The organism is Nocardia sp. PE-7 (assembly GCF_030486425.1).
In the GTDB taxonomy this organism is placed as follows: domain Bacteria; phylum Actinomycetota; class Actinomycetes; order Mycobacteriales; family Mycobacteriaceae; genus Nocardia; species Nocardia salmonicida_A.
The window spans coordinates 3,126,765-3,144,540 of record NZ_CP129614.1 but is presented as its reverse complement, the minus strand read 5'-3'; the positions used below and the strand labels follow the sequence as shown (position 1 = coordinate 3,144,540).

18 protein-coding genes are annotated in these 17,776 nt (G+C 67.8%); 12 read left to right on the top strand and 6 right to left on the bottom strand.

Annotation, left to right across the window (positions count from 1 at the left end; translation table 11 throughout):
- The first annotated feature begins 80 nt into the window (after positions 1 to 80).
- The gene (locus tag QX204_RS14715) at positions 81 to 1,499 is read left to right on the top strand and encodes a DUF445 domain-containing protein (protein ID WP_301907393.1); all 1,419 of its coding nucleotides are present in this window, start codon (positions 81 to 83) and stop codon (positions 1,497 to 1,499) included.
- A gap of 2 nt (positions 1,500 to 1,501) precedes the next feature.
- Positions 1,502 to 2,335, top strand: a complete 834-nt coding sequence (locus tag QX204_RS14710; protein WP_301907391.1) for an Abi-alpha family protein — start codon at positions 1,502 to 1,504, stop codon at positions 2,333 to 2,335.
- On the opposite strand, the gene QX204_RS14705 is transcribed toward QX204_RS14710, so the two are convergent.
- Together QX204_RS14705 and QX204_RS14700 are read right to left on the bottom strand one after the other, a co-directional pair.
- Positions 2,336 to 2,992 carry an enoyl-CoA hydratase-related protein gene (locus tag QX204_RS14705; protein WP_301907389.1) on the bottom strand — a complete coding sequence of 219 codons (657 nt, stop codon included), beginning with the start codon at positions 2,990 to 2,992 and terminating at the stop codon, positions 2,336 to 2,338.
- Positions 2,993 to 3,004: 12 nt separating this feature from the next.
- A complete protein-coding gene (locus QX204_RS14700; protein WP_301907387.1) occupies positions 3,005 to 3,613 on the bottom strand; it encodes a TetR family transcriptional regulator in 609 nt (202 codons plus the stop codon).
- Between the two features lie 213 nt (positions 3,614 to 3,826).
- Here QX204_RS14700 and QX204_RS14695 point away from each other — a divergent pair, with 213 nt between their 5' ends.
- A complete protein-coding gene (locus QX204_RS14695) occupies positions 3,827 to 4,372 on the top strand; it encodes a TetR/AcrR family transcriptional regulator (RefSeq protein WP_056819923.1) in 546 nt (181 codons plus the stop codon).
- A gap of 21 nt (positions 4,373 to 4,393) precedes the next feature.
- On the opposite strand, the gene QX204_RS14690 is transcribed toward QX204_RS14695, so the two are convergent.
- From QX204_RS14690 to QX204_RS14680, 3 genes are all read right to left on the bottom strand, one after another.
- Positions 4,394 to 6,655, bottom strand: coding sequence for a PLL family lectin (locus QX204_RS14690; protein ID WP_301907386.1), 2,262 nt, complete (start codon positions 6,653 to 6,655; stop codon positions 4,394 to 4,396).
- Positions 6,656 to 6,754: 99 nt separating this feature from the next.
- Complete coding sequence (locus QX204_RS14685; RefSeq protein ID WP_301907385.1) at positions 6,755 to 8,614, bottom strand: Na+/H+ antiporter; 1,860 nt, start codon at positions 8,612 to 8,614, stop codon at positions 6,755 to 6,757.
- A 46-nt stretch (positions 8,615 to 8,660) separates the two neighbouring features.
- Entirely contained in the window at positions 8,661 to 9,410 is a 750-nt protein-coding gene (locus QX204_RS14680; protein ID WP_301907384.1) for a histidine phosphatase family protein, read from the bottom strand.
- A 183-nt stretch (positions 9,411 to 9,593) separates the two neighbouring features.
- Here QX204_RS14680 and QX204_RS14675 point away from each other — a divergent pair, with 183 nt between their 5' ends.
- A complete protein-coding gene (locus QX204_RS14675) occupies positions 9,594 to 10,325 on the top strand; it encodes a DsbA family oxidoreductase (protein WP_301907383.1) in 732 nt (243 codons plus the stop codon).
- An 18-nt stretch (positions 10,326 to 10,343) separates the two neighbouring features.
- Here the strand turns inward: QX204_RS14675 and QX204_RS14670 are convergent, their stop codons facing one another.
- Positions 10,344 to 11,393: a glucose 1-dehydrogenase gene (locus QX204_RS14670; protein ID WP_301907382.1), complete on the bottom strand. Its 1,050-nt coding sequence runs from the start codon at positions 11,391 to 11,393 to the stop codon at positions 10,344 to 10,346.
- A gap of 223 nt (positions 11,394 to 11,616) precedes the next feature.
- Here QX204_RS14670 and QX204_RS14665 point away from each other — a divergent pair, with 223 nt between their 5' ends.
- Genes QX204_RS14665 through QX204_RS14630 form a run of 8 tightly spaced genes read left to right on the top strand, consistent with a single transcriptional unit; the run spans position 11,617 to position 17,772 of the window.
- Positions 11,617 to 12,405, top strand: coding sequence for a DUF1460 domain-containing protein (locus QX204_RS14665; protein WP_301907381.1), 789 nt, complete (start codon positions 11,617 to 11,619; stop codon positions 12,403 to 12,405).
- Positions 12,406 to 12,424: 19 nt separating this feature from the next.
- Positions 12,425 to 12,982, top strand: coding sequence for an isochorismatase family protein (locus tag QX204_RS14660; protein WP_301907380.1), 558 nt, complete (start codon positions 12,425 to 12,427; stop codon positions 12,980 to 12,982).
- Between the two features lie 17 nt (positions 12,983 to 12,999).
- A complete protein-coding gene (locus QX204_RS14655) occupies positions 13,000 to 13,545 on the top strand; it encodes a class I SAM-dependent methyltransferase (RefSeq protein ID WP_301907379.1) in 546 nt (181 codons plus the stop codon).
- Between the two features lie 9 nt (positions 13,546 to 13,554).
- Positions 13,555 to 13,974, top strand: coding sequence for a MerR family transcriptional regulator (locus QX204_RS14650; RefSeq protein ID WP_301907377.1), 420 nt, complete (start codon positions 13,555 to 13,557; stop codon positions 13,972 to 13,974).
- A 29-nt stretch (positions 13,975 to 14,003) separates the two neighbouring features.
- Positions 14,004 to 14,447, top strand: coding sequence for a helix-turn-helix transcriptional regulator (locus tag QX204_RS14645; protein ID WP_301907376.1), 444 nt, complete (start codon positions 14,004 to 14,006; stop codon positions 14,445 to 14,447).
- 10 nt (positions 14,448 to 14,457) lie between these two features.
- Positions 14,458 to 14,868, top strand: coding sequence for a VOC family protein (locus tag QX204_RS14640; protein ID WP_056820461.1), 411 nt, complete (start codon positions 14,458 to 14,460; stop codon positions 14,866 to 14,868).
- A 55-nt stretch (positions 14,869 to 14,923) separates the two neighbouring features.
- A complete protein-coding gene (locus QX204_RS14635) occupies positions 14,924 to 17,305 on the top strand; it encodes an ATP-binding cassette domain-containing protein (protein ID WP_301907375.1) in 2,382 nt (793 codons plus the stop codon).
- A 50-nt stretch (positions 17,306 to 17,355) separates the two neighbouring features.
- Complete coding sequence (locus QX204_RS14630; RefSeq protein WP_301907373.1) at positions 17,356 to 17,772, top strand: GNAT family N-acetyltransferase; 417 nt, start codon at positions 17,356 to 17,358, stop codon at positions 17,770 to 17,772.
- The last annotated feature ends 4 nt before the right edge of the window (positions 17,773 to 17,776 follow it).

Sequence of the window (17,776 nt, the reverse complement as noted above, 5' to 3'; positions counted from 1 at the left end):
AACTTGCCCGGAACGGGGAGTTCGGTCGCTTATGATGGTCTCTACGCGCGATGTTCGCCACACAACGGAGTGGACGCCGGATGAATGCTGGGATCGAGGCGGCGGGGTTCTTCGGCCTGCTGGACTGGGAGAAGACGACCGGTCTGAGCAAGTTCTGGGTCGACATGATCACCATCCCGATCTTCAGCGCCATGGCCGGTCTGATCACCAACTGGACCGGGGTGATCATGCTGTTCGCGCCGGTGCGCTTCACCGGTTTCTACGTACCGGGCTTGAAAACGATCTTTCCGCTGCTGCCGCGCAAAGTGCAGATCCTGCCGACCTTCGCCCCAGGCGGCATCCTCGGCTTCCAGGGTTTCATTCCGGCGCGCTCGGAGAAGATGGCGAGCCTGATGGTCGACAACGCGGTCGCCAAGATCGGCACCGCCAAGGACTTCTTCGACCAGATGGATCCGCGCAAGATCTCCGAGCAGGTCGCGCTGGTGGCGCTGCCGAACGTGCGCTCGATGGTCGACTCGATCATGGACGCCGAGCACCCGCGACTGTGGGCCGACATGCCGCCGCGCGCCCGCGAAGCCATCTACACCCGGGTGGAGGCCGAGCTGCCCGCGATCACCGATCGCGCGTTCGACTTCATCGGCGAGAACATCGACCAACTCCTCGATGTGAAGCTGATGGTCGTGGGCTATCTGCGCCGTCGGCCCGAACTGCTCAAGGATGTGATCTACGGGCTCGGCGCCCCGGAACTGCGCTTCATGATCCGCAGTGGGGTGCTGGGGTTCCCGTTCGGGGTCATCGTGGCGCTGTGGTTGTCGCTGCTGCACTACAGCTCACCCCACGGCGACAGCCCCGCGGTGATCTCGCTGCCCGGCTGGCTCTACGACATCCTGCATTTCCTGCCCGCGTGGGCATGGGTGCTCGTCGGTGGCGCGACGGTGGGTGTGCTGGTCAATATCATCGCGATCAAGGTGGTCTTCGAACCTTCGGTGCCGCAGCCGCGCTACCGATATCCGTGGCGGGTCGCGAAATTCGCGAAACGGCAGTACCAGGCCGCGGCGGATCTGGGGCACGCGATCGGGTATCAGATCGTCACCCTCGACGTCGTCGCCGAGCAACTGCTCGACGGGCCCAGCGGTGACAAGACCCGCGCGGTGATCGCCCATTTCCTCGAGGCCGAGATCGACCGGATCCTCGGCCCGTTGCGTTCGGTGACCCGGCTCGCGATCGGGCCGAGCCACTTCGACGCCATCCAGGCCACCGCAGGCGCGAACCTGGCCACGGAGATGAAGCCGTGGCTGGTCGAGGACATCGAGTTCTCCCAGACCACCGCGGCCAGCGTCGACCGGCTCGCCACCGAGAAACTGCGCGAACTCCCCCCGGAGGAGTTCGTCGAAATGCTCTACACCGCCATCGAACAGGACGCCTGGCTGCTGTATCTGCACGGTGGCGTACTCGGTGCCTTCATCGGCGCCCTCCACCTGCTGATCTTCGGAGTCTGAGCATGAGCATCGAGCCCACCCCCGATCGCGAACCCGGCATCCCCACCGACCTGCTCGGCTTGGCGCGGATCGCGGGACAGTCGTTGCGCCACATCGTCGGCGCGGTGACCAAGGGCGCGGTGCACACCGCCACCGATCTCGTCGACGACCTCCGCTCCGGCGAACCGATCTCGCAGATCTTCGACGAACGCGTGGATCTGTTCCGTCGCGCCGCGTTGAGCGCACTCGGCCTGTCCAGCACCGCCACCGGCGTCTACGGCCAGGTCGAAACCGAGATCGACGCCGACGATCTCAAGGCGATGGGCGACGCGATGATCACCGAGGGCTGGGACGGCGCGCAACAACCGCGCGACCTGCACCCTTCGTTCGTGCCGATCCTGCACGACCTGACACCCGACGAAGCGCGGATCCTGCGCTTCCTCGCCGTCGCCGGACCACAGCCCGCGATCGACATTCGCACCAAGGCGCCGTTCGGGATCGGCTCGCAACGGCTGGCCGACGGCATCAACATGATCGCGGCGATGGCCGGGTGCGCACTGCCCGACCGTGACCACCACTACCTGGGCAACCTCAGTCGTCTCGGGCTGGTCCGCTTCTCCACCGAACCGGTGGCCGATTTCCGTCGCTACGCGTTCCTCGAAGCCCAACCCCCGGCGCAGGCGGCATACAAGTCGGTGAAGATGCGCGCGATCAGCTCCTACCGCAGCATCTACCTGACGGTGTTCGGAAAGCAGTTCTGCGACGCGTGTTTCGTGCTGGGCGACTACACCGGGGGCGGCTGGGCAAGCGATGACCGTGGCGACATCTACCTGGGCAAGGGCCCCCGGCTGCCGTGATCAGTCCCGCCCGCGCAGCGCGTCGAGGACATCGGCGAACATCACCGATTTGATCGCGGTCATCGTGGTCTGATCCTTGCCGCCCAGCGGTGCGACCAGAGCCAGTGCGGCATCGAAGACTTCGCCTTCGGCGGCGGTGGCGTCGACCAGGTCCAGCGCCAGTGCGTCGGCGCCACCGAAGCGGCGGGCCGTGGTCATGGCGGCAACGGCGGTCTTGGGGGTCACCTTCGCCTGGATGAGCGCGGCCATGCCGTTGGTGAACGGGATGCGGATGTCGGCCTCGGGGAAGCAGAAGTAGCCGCGGTCGGCGCGCATCACCCGGAAGTCGTGGGCCATGGCCACCATCGCACCCGCGCCGAAGGCGTGTCCGCCGATCGCGGCGACCGTCGGCATCGGCAGGGTGAGGACCCGGGCGAACAGGGTGTGCACCGCTGCGACGTATTCGGCGGCCCGGTCGCCGTTGGCCGAGAGCCAGTCCAGGTCGAGGCCGTTGGAGTAGATCTTGCCGGTGGCGGTGGTCACCAACGCGTGCGCGCCCTCGGCCACGACGGTGTCGAGATGGGTCTGCACTTCGGTGAGGAAGTCGGGGGAGAAGCGGTTCTCGCCGTCGCCGAGGTCGAGCACGGCGATCGAATCATGGTGGCGCAGTGTGGGCACGGGGTTTCCTTTTCAGTGGGGACCGAGGTCGAGGACGGCCCGCACGGCAGCACGCAGCTGTGCGCGGGCCAGGGGATCGGTGAGCCGGTCGCGGCGCAACAGCAGCGCGGTGGGCAGATCGACCAGGCAGGTGGTGACGGTGGCGACGCCGCGCCGGTCGGCGCGACCCCACAGGGCACGCGCGAGCCGGTTGAGCGCGGCGACGAGCGCCTTCTCGGTGTCGGCGATCTCCTGTGCCAGCGCGGGCGGGATGTCACCGGCGAGCAATTCGGCACGATCGACGAGCAGCAGCAGGCGTGCGGAGTCGGGGTGTCGTTCGGCCAACCGCGCCGGGGCCTGCGCGGCGTCGAGGACCGCGTCGATGCGGGTCGCGGGGTCGGTTGCCGCGACGGCGCGGTCGATGTCGGCCGACTGCAGCGCCAGGAATCGGTGCGCGGCGCGTAACCAGGTGCGCGCCAGCACAACCTGGCGTGACTGAAATGTGTGATAGAGCGCGCCATTGGATACTCCGGTAGCGGCGGCGACAGCGCGCACGGTGACAGCGGCGGGTCCGGAACGGGCCGCGAGCTTTTCGGCGGCGTCCAGAACCGTCTGTGGGTCGTGAGTGCGCGGTCTCGGCATGAACAAAAGTTTACAGAGCGTGCGCTCCGCTATTCCATTCGGATGCACTTTCAGGCCGTTGTGCACGTATTTCGTTCCACCACTTGGCATTTCGCCGCCAAATCTGCCGATTGCGGCACAGCATAGACAACGTTATGTACGCGCGAGGGCTCGATACGATGGGGTACTGTTCGGATTCTTCGGCCCTGCCCGCACGAACAGAACGGCATCGCGATGTCCCGAGTGGTCACCAAGGAGCAGTACTTCGACACCGCGGTGGCGGTGCTCGCCGAGTTCGGTTTCAAAGGTCTCAACATCGGGGTGCTCTGCCGTCGCCTCGGTGTTACCAGTGGCTCGTTCTATCACCACTTCGGCTCCTGGCAGGGCTTTGTCGACACCCTGCTCGAACACTGGGAGAACCGTCAGATGGTCGAGCTACGCGCGCTCGATGTCGGCCACGGTGACGCCGACGCCGACGTGCGCGCCATGTCGGTGCTCGCCAGCGGACTCGAACACGGCGCCGAGGCCGCGTTGCGCGCCTGGGCGGCCAACGACGAATCGGTACACGTGACCGTCAAACGCGTCGACGAGTCCCGCCGGCGCACCGTGCACCGCGTGATCGACGGCGTCGTCGACGACACGGCCACCGCCACCGTCGTCACCGAATTCGGCATGGCGATGATCATCGGCTACCAACAACTCGCCGCCGCAGGCGAACCCACCGAACTCGACCACCTGCTCGCCGAGTACGCCCGCCTGATCTACTCCCACCGCGGGTAGCCGGTGGTTCGGCGCCGATGCTCACACTCGTGCGATGTCGAACCGTTCCCAGGGCCCGACCGCTACTCGGTCGCACAGCAGCCACGAGTCGCCGCCTTGCGCAGACCAGTGGTGCCCGCCCAACGCCATGAGCGTGCTCGTGCCCCCGGACGTGGTCAGCACGAACTTCTCCCACGGTCCCAAGGTGGCCGCGCCCACGCGCAACCATTCGCCGCCGCCGTCGAGCGCCATCACGTATCGGCCGTCGTGAGCCCGAATCGAGACCACAGTCCTGGCGCCCCACGAGGTGTAGTAGGCGAGTTCGTCGAACGTGAAAACGGTTGCGGGAGTAGGCAGATACTCGTCGGCGATCAACAGATCGCGCGTCAATGGGTCCTCGCTCACGCGGACGAACCGACCGCCGGAGGCCACGATGCGCGCCCGGTACTGCGTGCGCACCTGCGCGTCGGTCTGCACGACGTCGGGGTCGAATGAGCGGGTGATGCGGTGGATCTTGCCGTCGGCCACCGCGAACACGTCCAGGACGGTCGCCGAGCGGAATACCGCGGCGACGGTGCGATTGTTCGTCGCCGGTGGTTGGCCGGGCACCCGGACCGGTTGGCCGGTCCAGGCGCCGTACGCGTAGGAGCGTGCGGCCAGCGGGTTCGCCGCGGCGACGAGTTCGCTCACACCCGGTGTCGACCGTGCGGCAGCGACCCCGCCGCTCTCGGCCAGTCCGACGTCGGGGTGCGGTTCCCAGGGCGTCGGCCACTGGTCCGGCTGTCCGACGATGGTCCAGATGCGCCCGTCGCCGGGTCCTTCGGTCACCGCACTGAGTTGGATGGTGTTCCCGGACAGGGTGACAGCGGCGAGGCTGCCCGCCCGGGGCAGCGCGGGCAGCAGGCTCCACCCCGCGGCGTCATCGGTGACCGTGGTGTGGGTGACGGCGCCGTCGGCGTCGCCGGCGAACAGTTCGACGCGACCCGGAGCGGTCGCGGTAGCGGCCAACGATGAACGCTCATTCAACCGGCCGCCGTGCAAAACCTGCCAGTCGGGTGCCCACTGGCCGGCGGTCCACCGGCGGCGGCGCACGAGATGATCACCCTGGCCGACGACGAACAGATCGATGGTGTTCGGCGTCGACGTGGCGGCGGCGATACCGGCACCGGGGTCGAAGGCGTGGGGATCGGTGAGCGCTTGCCACGGCAACCACACGCCACCGGTGAAACGTGCCTGCAGCACGGCGCCGTCGAGCCCGATGACGAACAAGTCGATGTCGCCGGCGCGCGCGACCGCCGCGATGCGAGCCGCCCGATACAGCGGCGGGGATTCCAGCACCGACCACAACCGCCACGGATCGGGCACCACATCGATCTCGGCCACCGTGTCGCCCCCGCCGAGCACATCGATCCGCAGCGGCGCTCGACCCAGCCTCGCCGACGCCCCCGGCTGGACGGGGACCTGGGCGAGCAGGAACGTCGCGCCGCTGCGCGCCAACTCCTGGGCGACGATCTGGCGTTGCATACCCTGGGCGGTGAGCGTACGAAAACCACGGTCCCACATCCGCGGTGAGCGCAGCGAGAGGTAGACATCGGCACCGCCGGGGCACACCGAGTGACCGACAGCCACCACCGGCAGCCCGGCGTAGCCCGCGGCAGGCGCACCGGCCCAGCGAGCCAGCTGGATAGCTGTCGTGGGTTGTCGCGGCACCGCGACGGTTGCCGTGGGGTGGTCTCGGTCGAGCCAGCCGATCGGCACCGTCGCCGCCGGACACAGCGCGGGCCCGGTCAGATCATGGCCCGGTCGCGCGTGGGCCAGGAGTGGTTCCTGCGCGGCCAGCGTCCCGACGGAGCCCATGATGCAGGTGGGATCTTCGTAGTCGAGGGCGACGTGGCCGTTGAACGTACTGGCGTGGCCGCGGGGCTGGTGGCTGCGACTCTGGTAGAAGTGGCCCAGTTCGTGGCACAGCAGCGAAGGGCTCAGGTGGGCAGCGGCGAACTGTCCGTCGGAGCCGAACTGGCCGCCCTCGGCCCCCTCCCAATCCTGGATCACCACCAGGACATCGCCTTGTGTGAAGGGTGCGCCCTCGGCCGCGGCTTTCGCGCGCACCGCCGCGGCCAGCACATCGACGTCGGCGTAGGGCTGATCGATCTCGACGGGCGGGTGGATCGACCACGTGAGGTCCTCGCGAAATCCGGACATCTGTTGCCAGTATCGGCGGACGTCCTCGCCGCAGGCCAGCAGCCACGCATCGGTGAAGGTATGCCCCGACCGCGTGGCATCGCCGATCACCGTGGCAATCACAAAGACGAAGTGTGTAGGCGCCATCGAACCGCTTCCGTCGTCGTAGCAAAGGATCTCCCTGTGCTATCGCAGTGCGGTCGGCGGCTATTAATGGCGGGGCTATCCGAGCAACTGGTCGACGTAGCACCAGCGCCACGCTTCGCCCGGCTCCACACTGCGCATCACCGGATGCGTCGAGGTACGGAAGTGGGCGCTGGCGTGGTCGCCGATCGAGGACTCGCAGCAGCCGATGTTCCCGCAGTCGGTGCACATTCGCAGATGCACCCAGCGCAGACCCTCGTCCAGGCACGTCTGGCACACCAGTTCACCGGCAGGCGGCGCCAGCAGGAGCGGCGCCTCGTCGAGATGAGCGCACCCCAGCGCCCCGGCCGCGGTCGACAGCGTTTCGACCCCGCGCGCGTCATCGCGTTCGTCGAAGCGGTCGATCATCGACTCCTCGAGATCGAGCCGGGCCAGCACATGTTGCAGCACTTCGTAATCCACGGCTCCCGCATCGCGGACCTTCAGCACCGCATCGCGCTCGGCGCCCAGCATCGCCAGCCGCAGCCGCCGGTATTCCGCGGTCGGCGTCACCAGTTCGGCCTCGGGGCGGCCCAACCGTTCCCACGCGGCATTGGAACGCCAGATCAGTCGCTGACGCAGCGACTCGATCACCGGCTCCGGGGTGTTCGGGCCGATCCTGCGGTCGAGTTCGGCCAGACCCGCGGTCGAAGCCTGTTGGAGCAGATCGGCTTTGGCGAGCGCGTCCTCTTCACGACTGGGCCCGCGCAACCGCAGCCACCGCACCAGCCACGGCAACGAACTGCCCTGAACGAGCAGCGTGCCACCCACCACGACCAGCGCGAGCAACTCCAGGACCGGCAACTGCGGTGTCGATTCGGGCAGCAACAACACCGCCGCCAAGGTCACCACCCCGCGCATCCCCGCCCACGACACCACCGCCGCGTGACTCAACGGCTCGCTCGCGCGTCCGAACAGCCTGGCCACCAACACCGGCGTGAACACCCACACCGGGCGAGCCAGCATCACCGCGGCCAGCACACCCACCGCCGCCACGACGAGAGTGCCGTGATCCAACCCGCTGTGCCAGGCACCTTCGACGATCCAGCGCACCTGCAATCCGATGATCAAGAACACCGCGCTCTCCAGAATGAACTGGATGGTGCGCCAATTGGTGGTCTCGGCGACCCGCGAGGCCGCCCCTTGCCATCGTTGCGCGCCGTGTCCGAGGATCATTCCGCACGTCACGACCGCGATCACGCCGGAAGCGTGAAAATGCTCGGCAGGCAGATACGCCACGAACGGGGCCAGCAGCGAGACCGAGGTATCCAGCACGGGATCGGTGATCCGCCTGCGCACCATCACCAACGACGCCGCCACCACCGCCCCGATGACACCCCCGCCGACCGCGGCGAGCAGGAAATCGCCGCCCACCTGCCACACCGTCACCGCACCGGCCATCGCCGCGATCGCCGAACGCAACGCCACCAGCGCGGTCGCGTCGTTGAACAGCGACTCGTCCTCGAGCACCGTCACGATGCTGCGCGGCATCCCGGTGCGTCGCGCCACCGCCGTCGCGGCCACCGCGTCCGGGGGAGCGACCACCGCACCCAACGCGACCGCCGCCGCGAACGGCACCGGCAGCAACCACCACACCACCAATGCCACCGCGAACGTGCTGAACAGCACCAGCCCCACCGACAGTGACGCGATGGTGCGCAGGTTGTCCTTGAAGTCGACCAGCGACGTGCGCAACGCGGCGGTGTAGAGCAACGGCGGCAACAAACCCAGCAGCACCACCTCCGGCTCGAGATGCACCTGCGGCACCATCGGCAGATACGACGCGGCCACGCCGGCCAACGTCAGCACCAGCGGTTCCGACACCCCGAATCGCCGCGCCAGCGCCGCCAGCGCGGTCGCCGAGCCGATGAGGACAACCAGACCGATCGCGACATCCACCAGCGCATTCTGTCATCTGCGAACCGGCCAGTCCGTTGACGCCGCCTCAACCAGCCTGTTCGCCCCACGAGCGCTGTGGTGGCTGCTCCTCGGTCGCCAGGTGCTCGACCGCGCCCCACACCCGCAAGGCCAGTCGTGGACCCTCACGCCGCCACTGCGACACCGACGCGTTGGGTACCGGCTCGAGCGAATCCGGCACCGGCGCACCGAGCCCGTCGAGGATGTAGCGCAACGACACCACGACCGCATCGTGGGTCACCACCAGCACCTGCTCGCCCGCGGCCACCACATCCAGCTCGTCGAGGAAACTGCGCACCCGCAACGCCACATCGGCCAGCGATTCCCCGCCCGGCGGCCGATACACCCAGTTGCCAACCAGCTCACGACGCGCGCCCTCCTCGGGTGCGCGCCGCCGGATCGCCCGGTACGGATGCAGTTCGAACACCCCCATCTCCCGATCACGCAACCGTTCGTCGACCAGCGTGCGGATGGGACGTATCTGCCGGTTGCGGGTCGCGGCCGCCTCGGCCATCACCGCCCAGGTGACCCGGGTGCGCAGGTAGGGCGAGCAGACCACCAGCGTGGGCCGCTGCACACCGGACAACCCCGCCAGCCAATCGCCGAGACGCTGCGCCTGCCACTGCCCGTGCGCGGTCAATTCCACCGCCGAGTCCGTCCCGCGCATCGGCCGCTGCCCGGTCGCCGGGTCGGCGAACCACACATTGGCCTCACTCTGTGCGTGGCGCACTGCCCACAACCCGCCCAGCGCGCGCGGCGCCACCAATCCTTCGGGCATCTGCACCCACCCCCTCCGCTGTTCGAACCCCATCGATGTCCTTCGTGCTCGTCCCGTCGTGCCCGGACGCGCCAGGGAATAGCGGCTTCATCGCCGGCGTTACACACCCCGAATTCGAACGCCTGTCCAGTACCGTCCGGCGGACCACCGCCGCACCCCGTGATGCGCCGCAGGAGGCCCCGCTTGTCCACCAGAGTAGAGATCTGGACCGACATCAACTGCCCGTTCTGCTACCTGGGCAAAGCACGCTTCGAACAAGCCTTGGCCGACTTCGCGCACCGTGACGACGTCGAAGTCGTGCACCGGTCCTTCGAACTCGATCCCACGCTGCCCGCCGGTTCCACCCGCCCGGTCATCCCGGCCATCGCCGAGAAGTACGGCATCACCGTCGAGCAGGCCGCCGCCAACGAACGCGGCATCGGCGCCCAGGCCGCGGCGATGGGTCTGCCCTACCAGACCGTCGGCCGCGACTCCGGCAACAGCTTCGACATGCACCGGCTCCTGCACTTCGCCCTCGACCAGGGCAAACAGGACGCCATGCTCGACGCGCTCTACGCGGGCAACTTCGCCGAGACCGAACCGGTCTTCGGCGACACCGAACGTCTCGTGGCGTTGGCGGTGCGCGCGGGCCTGGACGAGACCTCGGTGCGTGCGGTGCTCGCCGATCCCGACGCCTACGCCGACGCGGTCCGCGCCGACGCGGCCGAAGCCGCCGCGCTCGGTGCCACCGGTGTCCCGTTCTTCGTCTTCGACGGCAAATACGCGGTCTCCGGCGCCCAGCCCGCCGAAACGTTCACCCGGGCGCTGAACACAGCCTGGAACGATCGACCCGCCCCTCAGCTCATCGCCGACGGCGAGACCTGTGGTCCCGACGGCTGCGCGGTCCCCGCCACCGAGTCCGCGGCGAGCGACTGACCGCCGCGGTTTTCGCAGTCAGGCCAGGTCGATGACGACCTTGATATCGGAGCCACCCGGCTCGAACGCCTCGATCGCCCGCTCCAACGGCAGTCGCCGGGTGATCAACCGTTCCAGCCAGGACTCGTCGGCTTCGGCCAGCGCCTTCGCGCCCTGTTCGTAGTGGTGGCGGTTCGCGTTCACCGAGCCGAACACCAGCGCGTTGTCGAGCACGATATTGCGGTTCAACCCGCCCACATCGACATCGGTGTCGACACCGGGCGTCGACACTCCGGTCAAACAGACGATCACGCCCGGGTTGTCGATCTCCATCGCCTGCAACGCCACCGCGGGCGCACCGGTCGCCTCGATCACGACATCGGGGTGGATCGCCTCCGCGACCGCCGCCGCGGTCCCCGTGTGGAAGGTGCCGCCCAACGACTCGACCAGCGCTTGTTTCGTCCCACCACTGACGCGGTCGAGGACGTGCACGTCGAGGCCGCGCTGTGCGCCGAGTAACGCCGCCAGCAACCCGATCGGCCCCGCGCCGGTGACCAGGACCGTACGTGGATCGAACCAGGCGCGGTGGTTGATCTTCTCGATCTGATCCCACGCTTTGGCGACCACTGTCGTCGGCTCCAACAGCACCCCGACCTTCTCCAACGCCGGATCCAGCCGCACCGCGAAATCCTCGCGCACCACCCAGGCCGTCGACCCGTAGCCGTCGACCTCCTTGATCCCGCGTTCGACGTACATCCCGTTGCGGCACATGTCCCACTCCCCGCGCGCGCAGGCCCCACACGGCACCGGATCCGGCCTGCGCACGATCCCGACCACGAGGTCGCCGGGGGCGAACACGCTGCCCTCGGGCGCGGTCTTCACCCGACCCAGCGATTCGTGCCCCAGGACCATCCGTGGCTTGCCCGGCGGCAGCCAGCCGTAGTTGCCCTGCGCGATATCACGGTCGGTGCCGCAGATGCCCAGCGAGATCCCGTCGACGAGCAGTTCGCCGGGACCGACCACCGGATCGGGGACATCCTCCACACGCAGCGACTGCTTCTGCATGGGAATCACTGTCAACGCACGCATTTCGGCATCCTTCCGCCCGGACGGGCCAATGGTCTACGTCTGCACGAACCACATCCACGACACCCGGGGGGAGCAACCCCATCGCGAACACGCCGCGAACACGGACTACCTGCGACAACGGTACGCGAACACCGGGGCAACGCCGAGACATCAATCGTGTCGGTCGACTCGGCTACGGTGGACAGCGCTCGCACCGATCGACCCGTGGCCCGTTGGAGGCGTCTTGCGCATCATCGTCCGGATCCTGCTCGTGCTCGCCGCACTAGTGTGCGCGCTCGCACCGGCCTCGGCCGCGCCGTCGGTCGACGAGGCCACCACACGCAAGATCGACGAACTGCTCAGCGTGCGCGCCGAATCGGGCGGTCTCGGCCGTGGCGAACTCATCGAACGGCTCTCCGCACGCCTGCTCGGCACCCCCTACGGCGCGAACATGCTGATCGGCTCGGCCACCGAACCCGAACAACTCGTCGTCGACCTGCGCCGGGTGGACTGCTTCACCTACCTCGACTACATCGACGCCGCCTCCCGCTCCGCCGACCGCGACCAGTTCCTCACCAACCTGATCGCCACCCGCTATATCGACGGTCGGGTCGAATTCGCCCAGCGCAAGCACTTCTTCACCGACTGGGCGACCCGGGAGCGCCTGGCGGCCACCGATATCACCGCGAGTCTGAGCCCCGCCGCGGTCACCACCACGAAACACCTCAACGCCAAAGCCGACGGCAGCACCTACCTGCCCGGCGTGCCCGTGGTCGACCGCGCCGTCACCCACATCCCCTCGGCTGCTGTCGACGGAGCAGTGTCGGGCGCGCTTCGCACGGGCGACTACCTCGGCGCCTACACCCCCGAGGCCGGCCTCGATGTCACCCACGTCGGCGTCATCGTGCACACCCCCACCGGTCCCGTCTTCCGCAACGCCTCTTCCCTCGCCGCGAACAACCAGGTCGTCGACACACCCTTGAGCGACTATCTTCGGACCGTCCCCGGCATCGTCGTCCTGCGCCCGCTCTGACCGACTCCAAGGATTCGCCATGACCACGCTTCCCGACCGTCCGAATACCGCCTTGCTCGTCGTCGACGTCCAGAACGGTGTCGTCGACGAAGCGCCCCGTCGCGACGAGGTCGTCGCGAACATCACCACCCTCGTCGAGCGCGCCCGCGGTGCCGATATCTCGATCATCTGGATCCAGCACTCCTCCGAGGACCTCGTCGAGGAGAGCGATCCCTGGCGCTACGTCCCCGAACTCACCCGCACCGACACCGAACCGCTGGTCCACAAGCGCTACGGCGACTCGTTCGAAGACACCGAGCTCGAGGGACTGCTCGCCGCGGTGGGTGCCGGACACCTGATTGTCACCGGCGCCGAATCCGACGCCTGCATCCGCTCGACCATCCACGGCGCCTTCGTTCGCGGCTACGACGTCACCCTCGTCGGCGACGCGCACACCACCGGCGACAAAACGCAATGGGGCGCACCGAAACCCGAAGACGTCATCGCGCACACGAACCTGTACTGGCAGTTCCAGCAAGCGCCCGGCCGTGCCGCGGCGGTCCGCCCGACCGAAGAGCTTGACTTCAGGTCGACCTGAGCAAGCACGGTGGTCTCATGACCACCTTCGGATACGAACAGAGCCTCGGCTACGACCGGCGCGCCACACGACTGCTCACCGGCCTGTACCGCCGGATCGCCACCGATATCGATACCGGCACCGCCGACTCGGCCACGGTCGTCGATCTCGGTACGGGTCCGGGAAAGCTGTTGTCGCAGCTGGCAACTCGTCGCCCCGACCTGCACCTGCACGGCATAGACCTGTCCCCGCACATGATCGAGATCGCCCGCCGGACCCTCGCCGGACAGACAGTCGAGCTGGCCGTAGCCGACGTCGCCGAGCTGCCGCACCCCGACAACAGCATCGACTTCGCCGTGTCGAGCCTGAGCATGCACGAATGGCCCGACCTGCCTGCCGCGGTCACCGAACTGCGTCGGGTGCTGCGACCCGGCGGCGGCGCCGGGATCTATGACTTCCGCTTCACGCGAACCCGGCAGATACAGCACGCGCTCGGCGGCGTCTTCGGTGCGGTCGACACCGAAGCAGTGCGCCTGCCATGGCATCCCGTCGCCGTGATCACCTGCTACCGCGTCACCGCATAGGCTCGGCGGATGGCCGAGGAACACACCACGATCGGTGCGGTGGCGACACGGTTCGGTCTGGCGCCCCACGTGCTTCGCCACTGGGAAGACCGCGGGTTGCTCTGCCCGCCGCGCGACTCGGCCGGACGCCGCCACTACCGCAGCACCGATATCGACACCGTCGCGATGATCGTGCTCGGCAAGAAGGCCGGGCTGTCCCTCGACGATCTCGCCATCCTGTTCACCCGCGCTCCCGACCGCGCCACCCGCCGCGAGGTGCTCGAGGCCCACCGTGACCGCCTCGCCGACCAGATCGCCCGCACCCGCGCCGCCCTCGACGCCGTCACCCACGTGCTCGACTGCGATGCCGAGGACTTCCGCACCTGCCCGCACTTCCGGGCCGAACTCGACGGTGTCCTCGACACCCGGGGTGGGCGGCCGCTGTCGTAGATACCGCCCGACGTGGGACGATCGCCACTGTGACCGGCACACCCGCGAAACCACAGCACCTGCGCGACCTCGCGCTGCTGCGTCGCGTGCGCGACCGCATCGACCGCGAATACGCCCAGCCGCTCGACGTCGAAGCGCTCGCCCGCGGCGTCCACATGTCGGCCGGACACCTCAGCCGCCAATTCCGCCTCGCCTACGGGGAATCGCCGTACTCCTACCTGATGACCCGCCGCATCGAACGCGCCATGGCGCTGCTGCGCCGCGGCGATCTGAGCGTCACCGAGGTCTGCTTCGCGGTCGGCTCGTCCTCGCTGGGCACCTTCAGTACCCGCTTCACCGAACTGGTCGGCGTGCCGCCCAGCGTCTACAAACAGCAGCAGGACGAACAGACCGCGGGCATGCCGTCGTGCGTGGTCAAGAAGGTGACCAGACCGATCAGGAATCGAGAAGCTTCCGCTCCGGCCGACAATTAGCGTGGTCGGCATGAACCTCACCATCCACCAGAGCTACCTGCCCCAGGACGACCCCGACGCCGCGCTCGCCTTCTACCGCGACGCGCTCGGCTTCGAAGTACGCAACGACGTCGGCTACAACGGGATGCGCTGGATCACCGTCGGCCCCACCGGCCAGCCCGATACCTCCATCGTGCTGCACCCACCGGCCGCCGACCCCGGCCTCACCGACGACGAACGTCGCGTCATCAGCGAGATGATGGCCAAGGGCACCTACGCCGGGATCAACCTGGCCACCGACGACCTCGACGGGCTGTTCGAAAAGCTGCAGGCCGGAGATATCGAGGTGGTCCAGGAACCCACCGATCAGCCCTACGGTGTGCGCGACTGCGCCTTCCGCGACCCCGCCGGAAATATGGTCCGCATCCAGCAGACCAAGTAGGCCACCGCGCCGGTAGATTCGATATCCGGCGATGTCGACTGATCGAGGGAGACCCATGAGCACGGCCAAGAAGACCGGCACCACCATAGAGCCGGCCGACAGCCACGATTTGATCCGTGTGCACGGCGCGCGGGTCAACAACCTGCGCGATGTGAGCATCGAGATCCCCAAGCGCAGGCTGACGGTCTTCACCGGCGTGTCCGGATCCGGCAAGAGCTCCCTGGTCTTCGGCACCATCGCCGCCGAATCGCAGCGCCTGATCAACGAGACCTACAGCGCGTTCGTGCAGGGCTTCATGCCCAGCCAAGCGCGCCCCGACGTCGACGTGCTCGAGGGCCTGACCACCGCCATCCTCGTCGACCAGTCCCGCCTCGGCGCCGACCCGCGCTCCACCGTCGGCACCGTCACCGACGCCAACGCGATGCTGCGCATTCTGTTCAGCCGTCTCGGCGACCCCCACATCGGGTCCTCGCAGGCGTTCTCCTTCAACGTCGCCTCGATCAGTGGTGCGGGTGCGGTCGAGGTCGAGAAGAACGGGGTCACCGTCAAGGAACGCCGTAGCTTCTCCATCACCGGCGGCATGTGTCCCACCTGTGAGGGCAAAGGCCAGATCAACGACATCGACCTCACCGAACTCTACGACGAGAACCTCTCCCTCGACGAGGGCCCGTTCAAGATCCCCGGCTACAGCATGGACGGGTGGATGGGCCGCATCTTCAAGGGTTCCGGCTTCTTCGACCCGGCCAAGCCGATCAAGAAGTACACCAAAAAACAGCTCGCCGACCTGCTGTACAAGGAACCGACCAAGGTCAAGGTCGAGGGCATCAACCTCACCTACGAAGGTCTCATCCCCAAGCTGCGCAAGTCGATGCTGTCCAAGGACATCGATTCGCTGCAACCGCATGTGCGCGCCTTCGTCGAACGCGCCGTCACCTTCGGAACCTGCCCCGACTGTGCGGGCACCCGACTGTCCGCCGCGGCCCGCTCGTCGAAGATCAACGGCATCAGCATCGCCGACGCCTGCGCCATGCAGATCACCGATCTCGCGGACTGGGTCAAGGAAGTCGACGACCCATCGGTGGCGCCGCTGCTCGAGTCGCTGCGCCAGACGCTGGACTCGTTCGTCGAGATCGGCCTGGGCTACCTGTCGCTGTCGCGTCCCTCGGGCACCCTGTCCGGCGGTGAAGCCCAGCGCGTCAAGATGATTCGCCACCTCGGCTCCTCACTGACCGACGTCACCTATGTCTTCGACGAGCCCACCGCGGGCCTGCACCCGCACGACATCCAGCGGATGAACGACCTGCTGCTGCGCCTGCGCGACAAGGGCAACACCGTGCTCGTCGTCGAGCACAAGCCCGAAACGATCGTCATCGCCGACCACATCGTCGACCTCGGGCCCGCCGCCGGATCCAAAGGCGGCACCATCTGCTTCGAAGGCACCGTCGACGGGCTGCGCGCCAGCGACACCGTCACCGGCCGCCACTTCGACGACCGCGCCTCGGTCAAGGACTCGGTGCGAAAGTCGACCAGCGCCTTGCAGATTCGTGGCGCCACCGCCAACAACCTCGACAAAGTCGACGTCGATATTCCCCTCGGCATTCTGGTGGCGATCACCGGCGTCGCGGGCTCGGGTAAGAGCTCGCTCGTGCACGGCTCGATCCCGATGGACGAAGGCGTCATCTCCATCGACCAGGCCCCGATCAAGGGCTCGCGCCGCAGCAATCCCGCCACCTACACCGGTCTGCTCGACCACATCCGCAAAGCGTTCGCCAAGGCCACCGGCGCCAAACCCGCCATGTTCAGCGCCAATTCCGAAGGCGCCTGCCCCAACTGCAACGGCGCGGGCGTGGTCTACACCGACCTGGCGATGATGGCCGGTGTGTCGACCATGTGTGAGGTGTGCGAGGGCAAACGCTTCATGGCCGAAGTCCTCGAATACACCTTCGCGGGCAAGAACATCAGCGAAGTGCTCTCGATGCCGGTCGACGAAGCCCGTGAGTTCTTCGGCGACGGCGAAGCCCGCACTCCCGCCGCCCACAAGATCCTCACCCACCTCACCGAAGTGGGCCTCGGCTACCTCACCATCGGCCAGCCACTGACCACCCTGTCCGGCGGCGAACGCCAGCGCCTCAAGCTCGCCACCCACATGTCCGACAAGGGCGGGGTCTACATCCTCGACGAACCGACCACCGGCCTGCACCTGGCCGACGTCGAACAACTCCTCGGCCTGCTCGACCGCCTGGTCGAATCCGGCAAGTCCGTCATCGTCGTCGAACACCACCAGGCCGTGATGGCTCACGCCGACTGGATCATCGACCTGGGCCCCGGCGCGGGCCACGACGGCGGCCACATCGTCTTCGAAGGCACTCCCGCCGAGCTCGTCGAGGCGCGCAACACCCTCACCGGCGAACACCTGGCCACCTACGTCGGAGCCTGACATCGTGCGGCCGGGCTCACCCTGAGCTCGGCCGCGCTTACCCTGGACCGATGTTCGAGATCTCTACCGATCCCGCCGCCGTCGATCTCGACTGGCTTCATCACCGCCTGTCGACCGATGCCTACTGGGCCCTCGGCCGCAGCCGCGAACGCGTCCGCCGCGTCGTCGAGAACTCCTTGCCCTACAGCGTGTTCCACGACGGTTCCCAGATCGCCTTCGCCCGCCTGGTCACCGACCGCACCACTTTCGCCTGGCTCTCCGACGTCTACGTAGATCGTCGCCAGCGCGGAAAAGGCGTCGGCACACTCCTGCTGGACCGGATCATGGCCGACGCCGACGACTGGGGACTGCGCCGCATGGCCCTGGCCACCGGCGATGCCCACGACATGTACCGCCCCTACGGCTTCACCGCCCACCCCAAGCCGGACCAGTGGATGGAGAAGAACTGGCCGGCCAATCCCGCTTGAATCG

Bases quoted from the DNA above. Each gene is read 5' to 3' on its own strand.
- QX204_RS14670 (WP_301907382.1), bottom strand. From the start codon at position 11,393: ATGCGTGCGTTGACAGTGATTCCCATGCAGAAGCAGTCGCTGCGTGTG.
- QX204_RS14660 (WP_301907380.1), top strand. From the start codon at position 12,425: ATGACCACGCTTCCCGACCGTCCGAATACCGCCTTGCTCGTCGTCGAC.
- QX204_RS14630 (WP_301907373.1), top strand. From the start codon at position 17,356: ATGTTCGAGATCTCTACCGATCCCGCCGCCGTCGATCTCGACTGGCTT.
- QX204_RS14635 (WP_301907375.1), top strand. From the start codon at position 14,924: ATGAGCACGGCCAAGAAGACCGGCACCACCATAGAGCCGGCCGACAGC.
- QX204_RS14680 (WP_301907384.1), bottom strand. From the start codon at position 9,410: ATGCCCGAAGGATTGGTGGCGCCGCGCGCGCTGGGCGGGTTGTGGGCA.
- QX204_RS14700 (WP_301907387.1), bottom strand. From the start codon at position 3,613: ATGCCGAGACCGCGCACTCACGACCCACAGACGGTTCTGGACGCCGCC.
- QX204_RS14640 (WP_056820461.1), top strand. From the start codon at position 14,458: ATGAACCTCACCATCCACCAGAGCTACCTGCCCCAGGACGACCCCGAC.
- QX204_RS14655 (WP_301907379.1), top strand. From the start codon at position 13,000: ATGACCACCTTCGGATACGAACAGAGCCTCGGCTACGACCGGCGCGCC.
- QX204_RS14715 (WP_301907393.1), top strand. From the start codon at position 81: ATGAATGCTGGGATCGAGGCGGCGGGGTTCTTCGGCCTGCTGGACTGG.
- QX204_RS14650 (WP_301907377.1), top strand. From the start codon at position 13,555: ATGGCCGAGGAACACACCACGATCGGTGCGGTGGCGACACGGTTCGGT.
- QX204_RS14710 (WP_301907391.1), top strand. From the start codon at position 1,502: ATGAGCATCGAGCCCACCCCCGATCGCGAACCCGGCATCCCCACCGAC.
- QX204_RS14695 (WP_056819923.1), top strand. From the start codon at position 3,827: ATGTCCCGAGTGGTCACCAAGGAGCAGTACTTCGACACCGCGGTGGCG.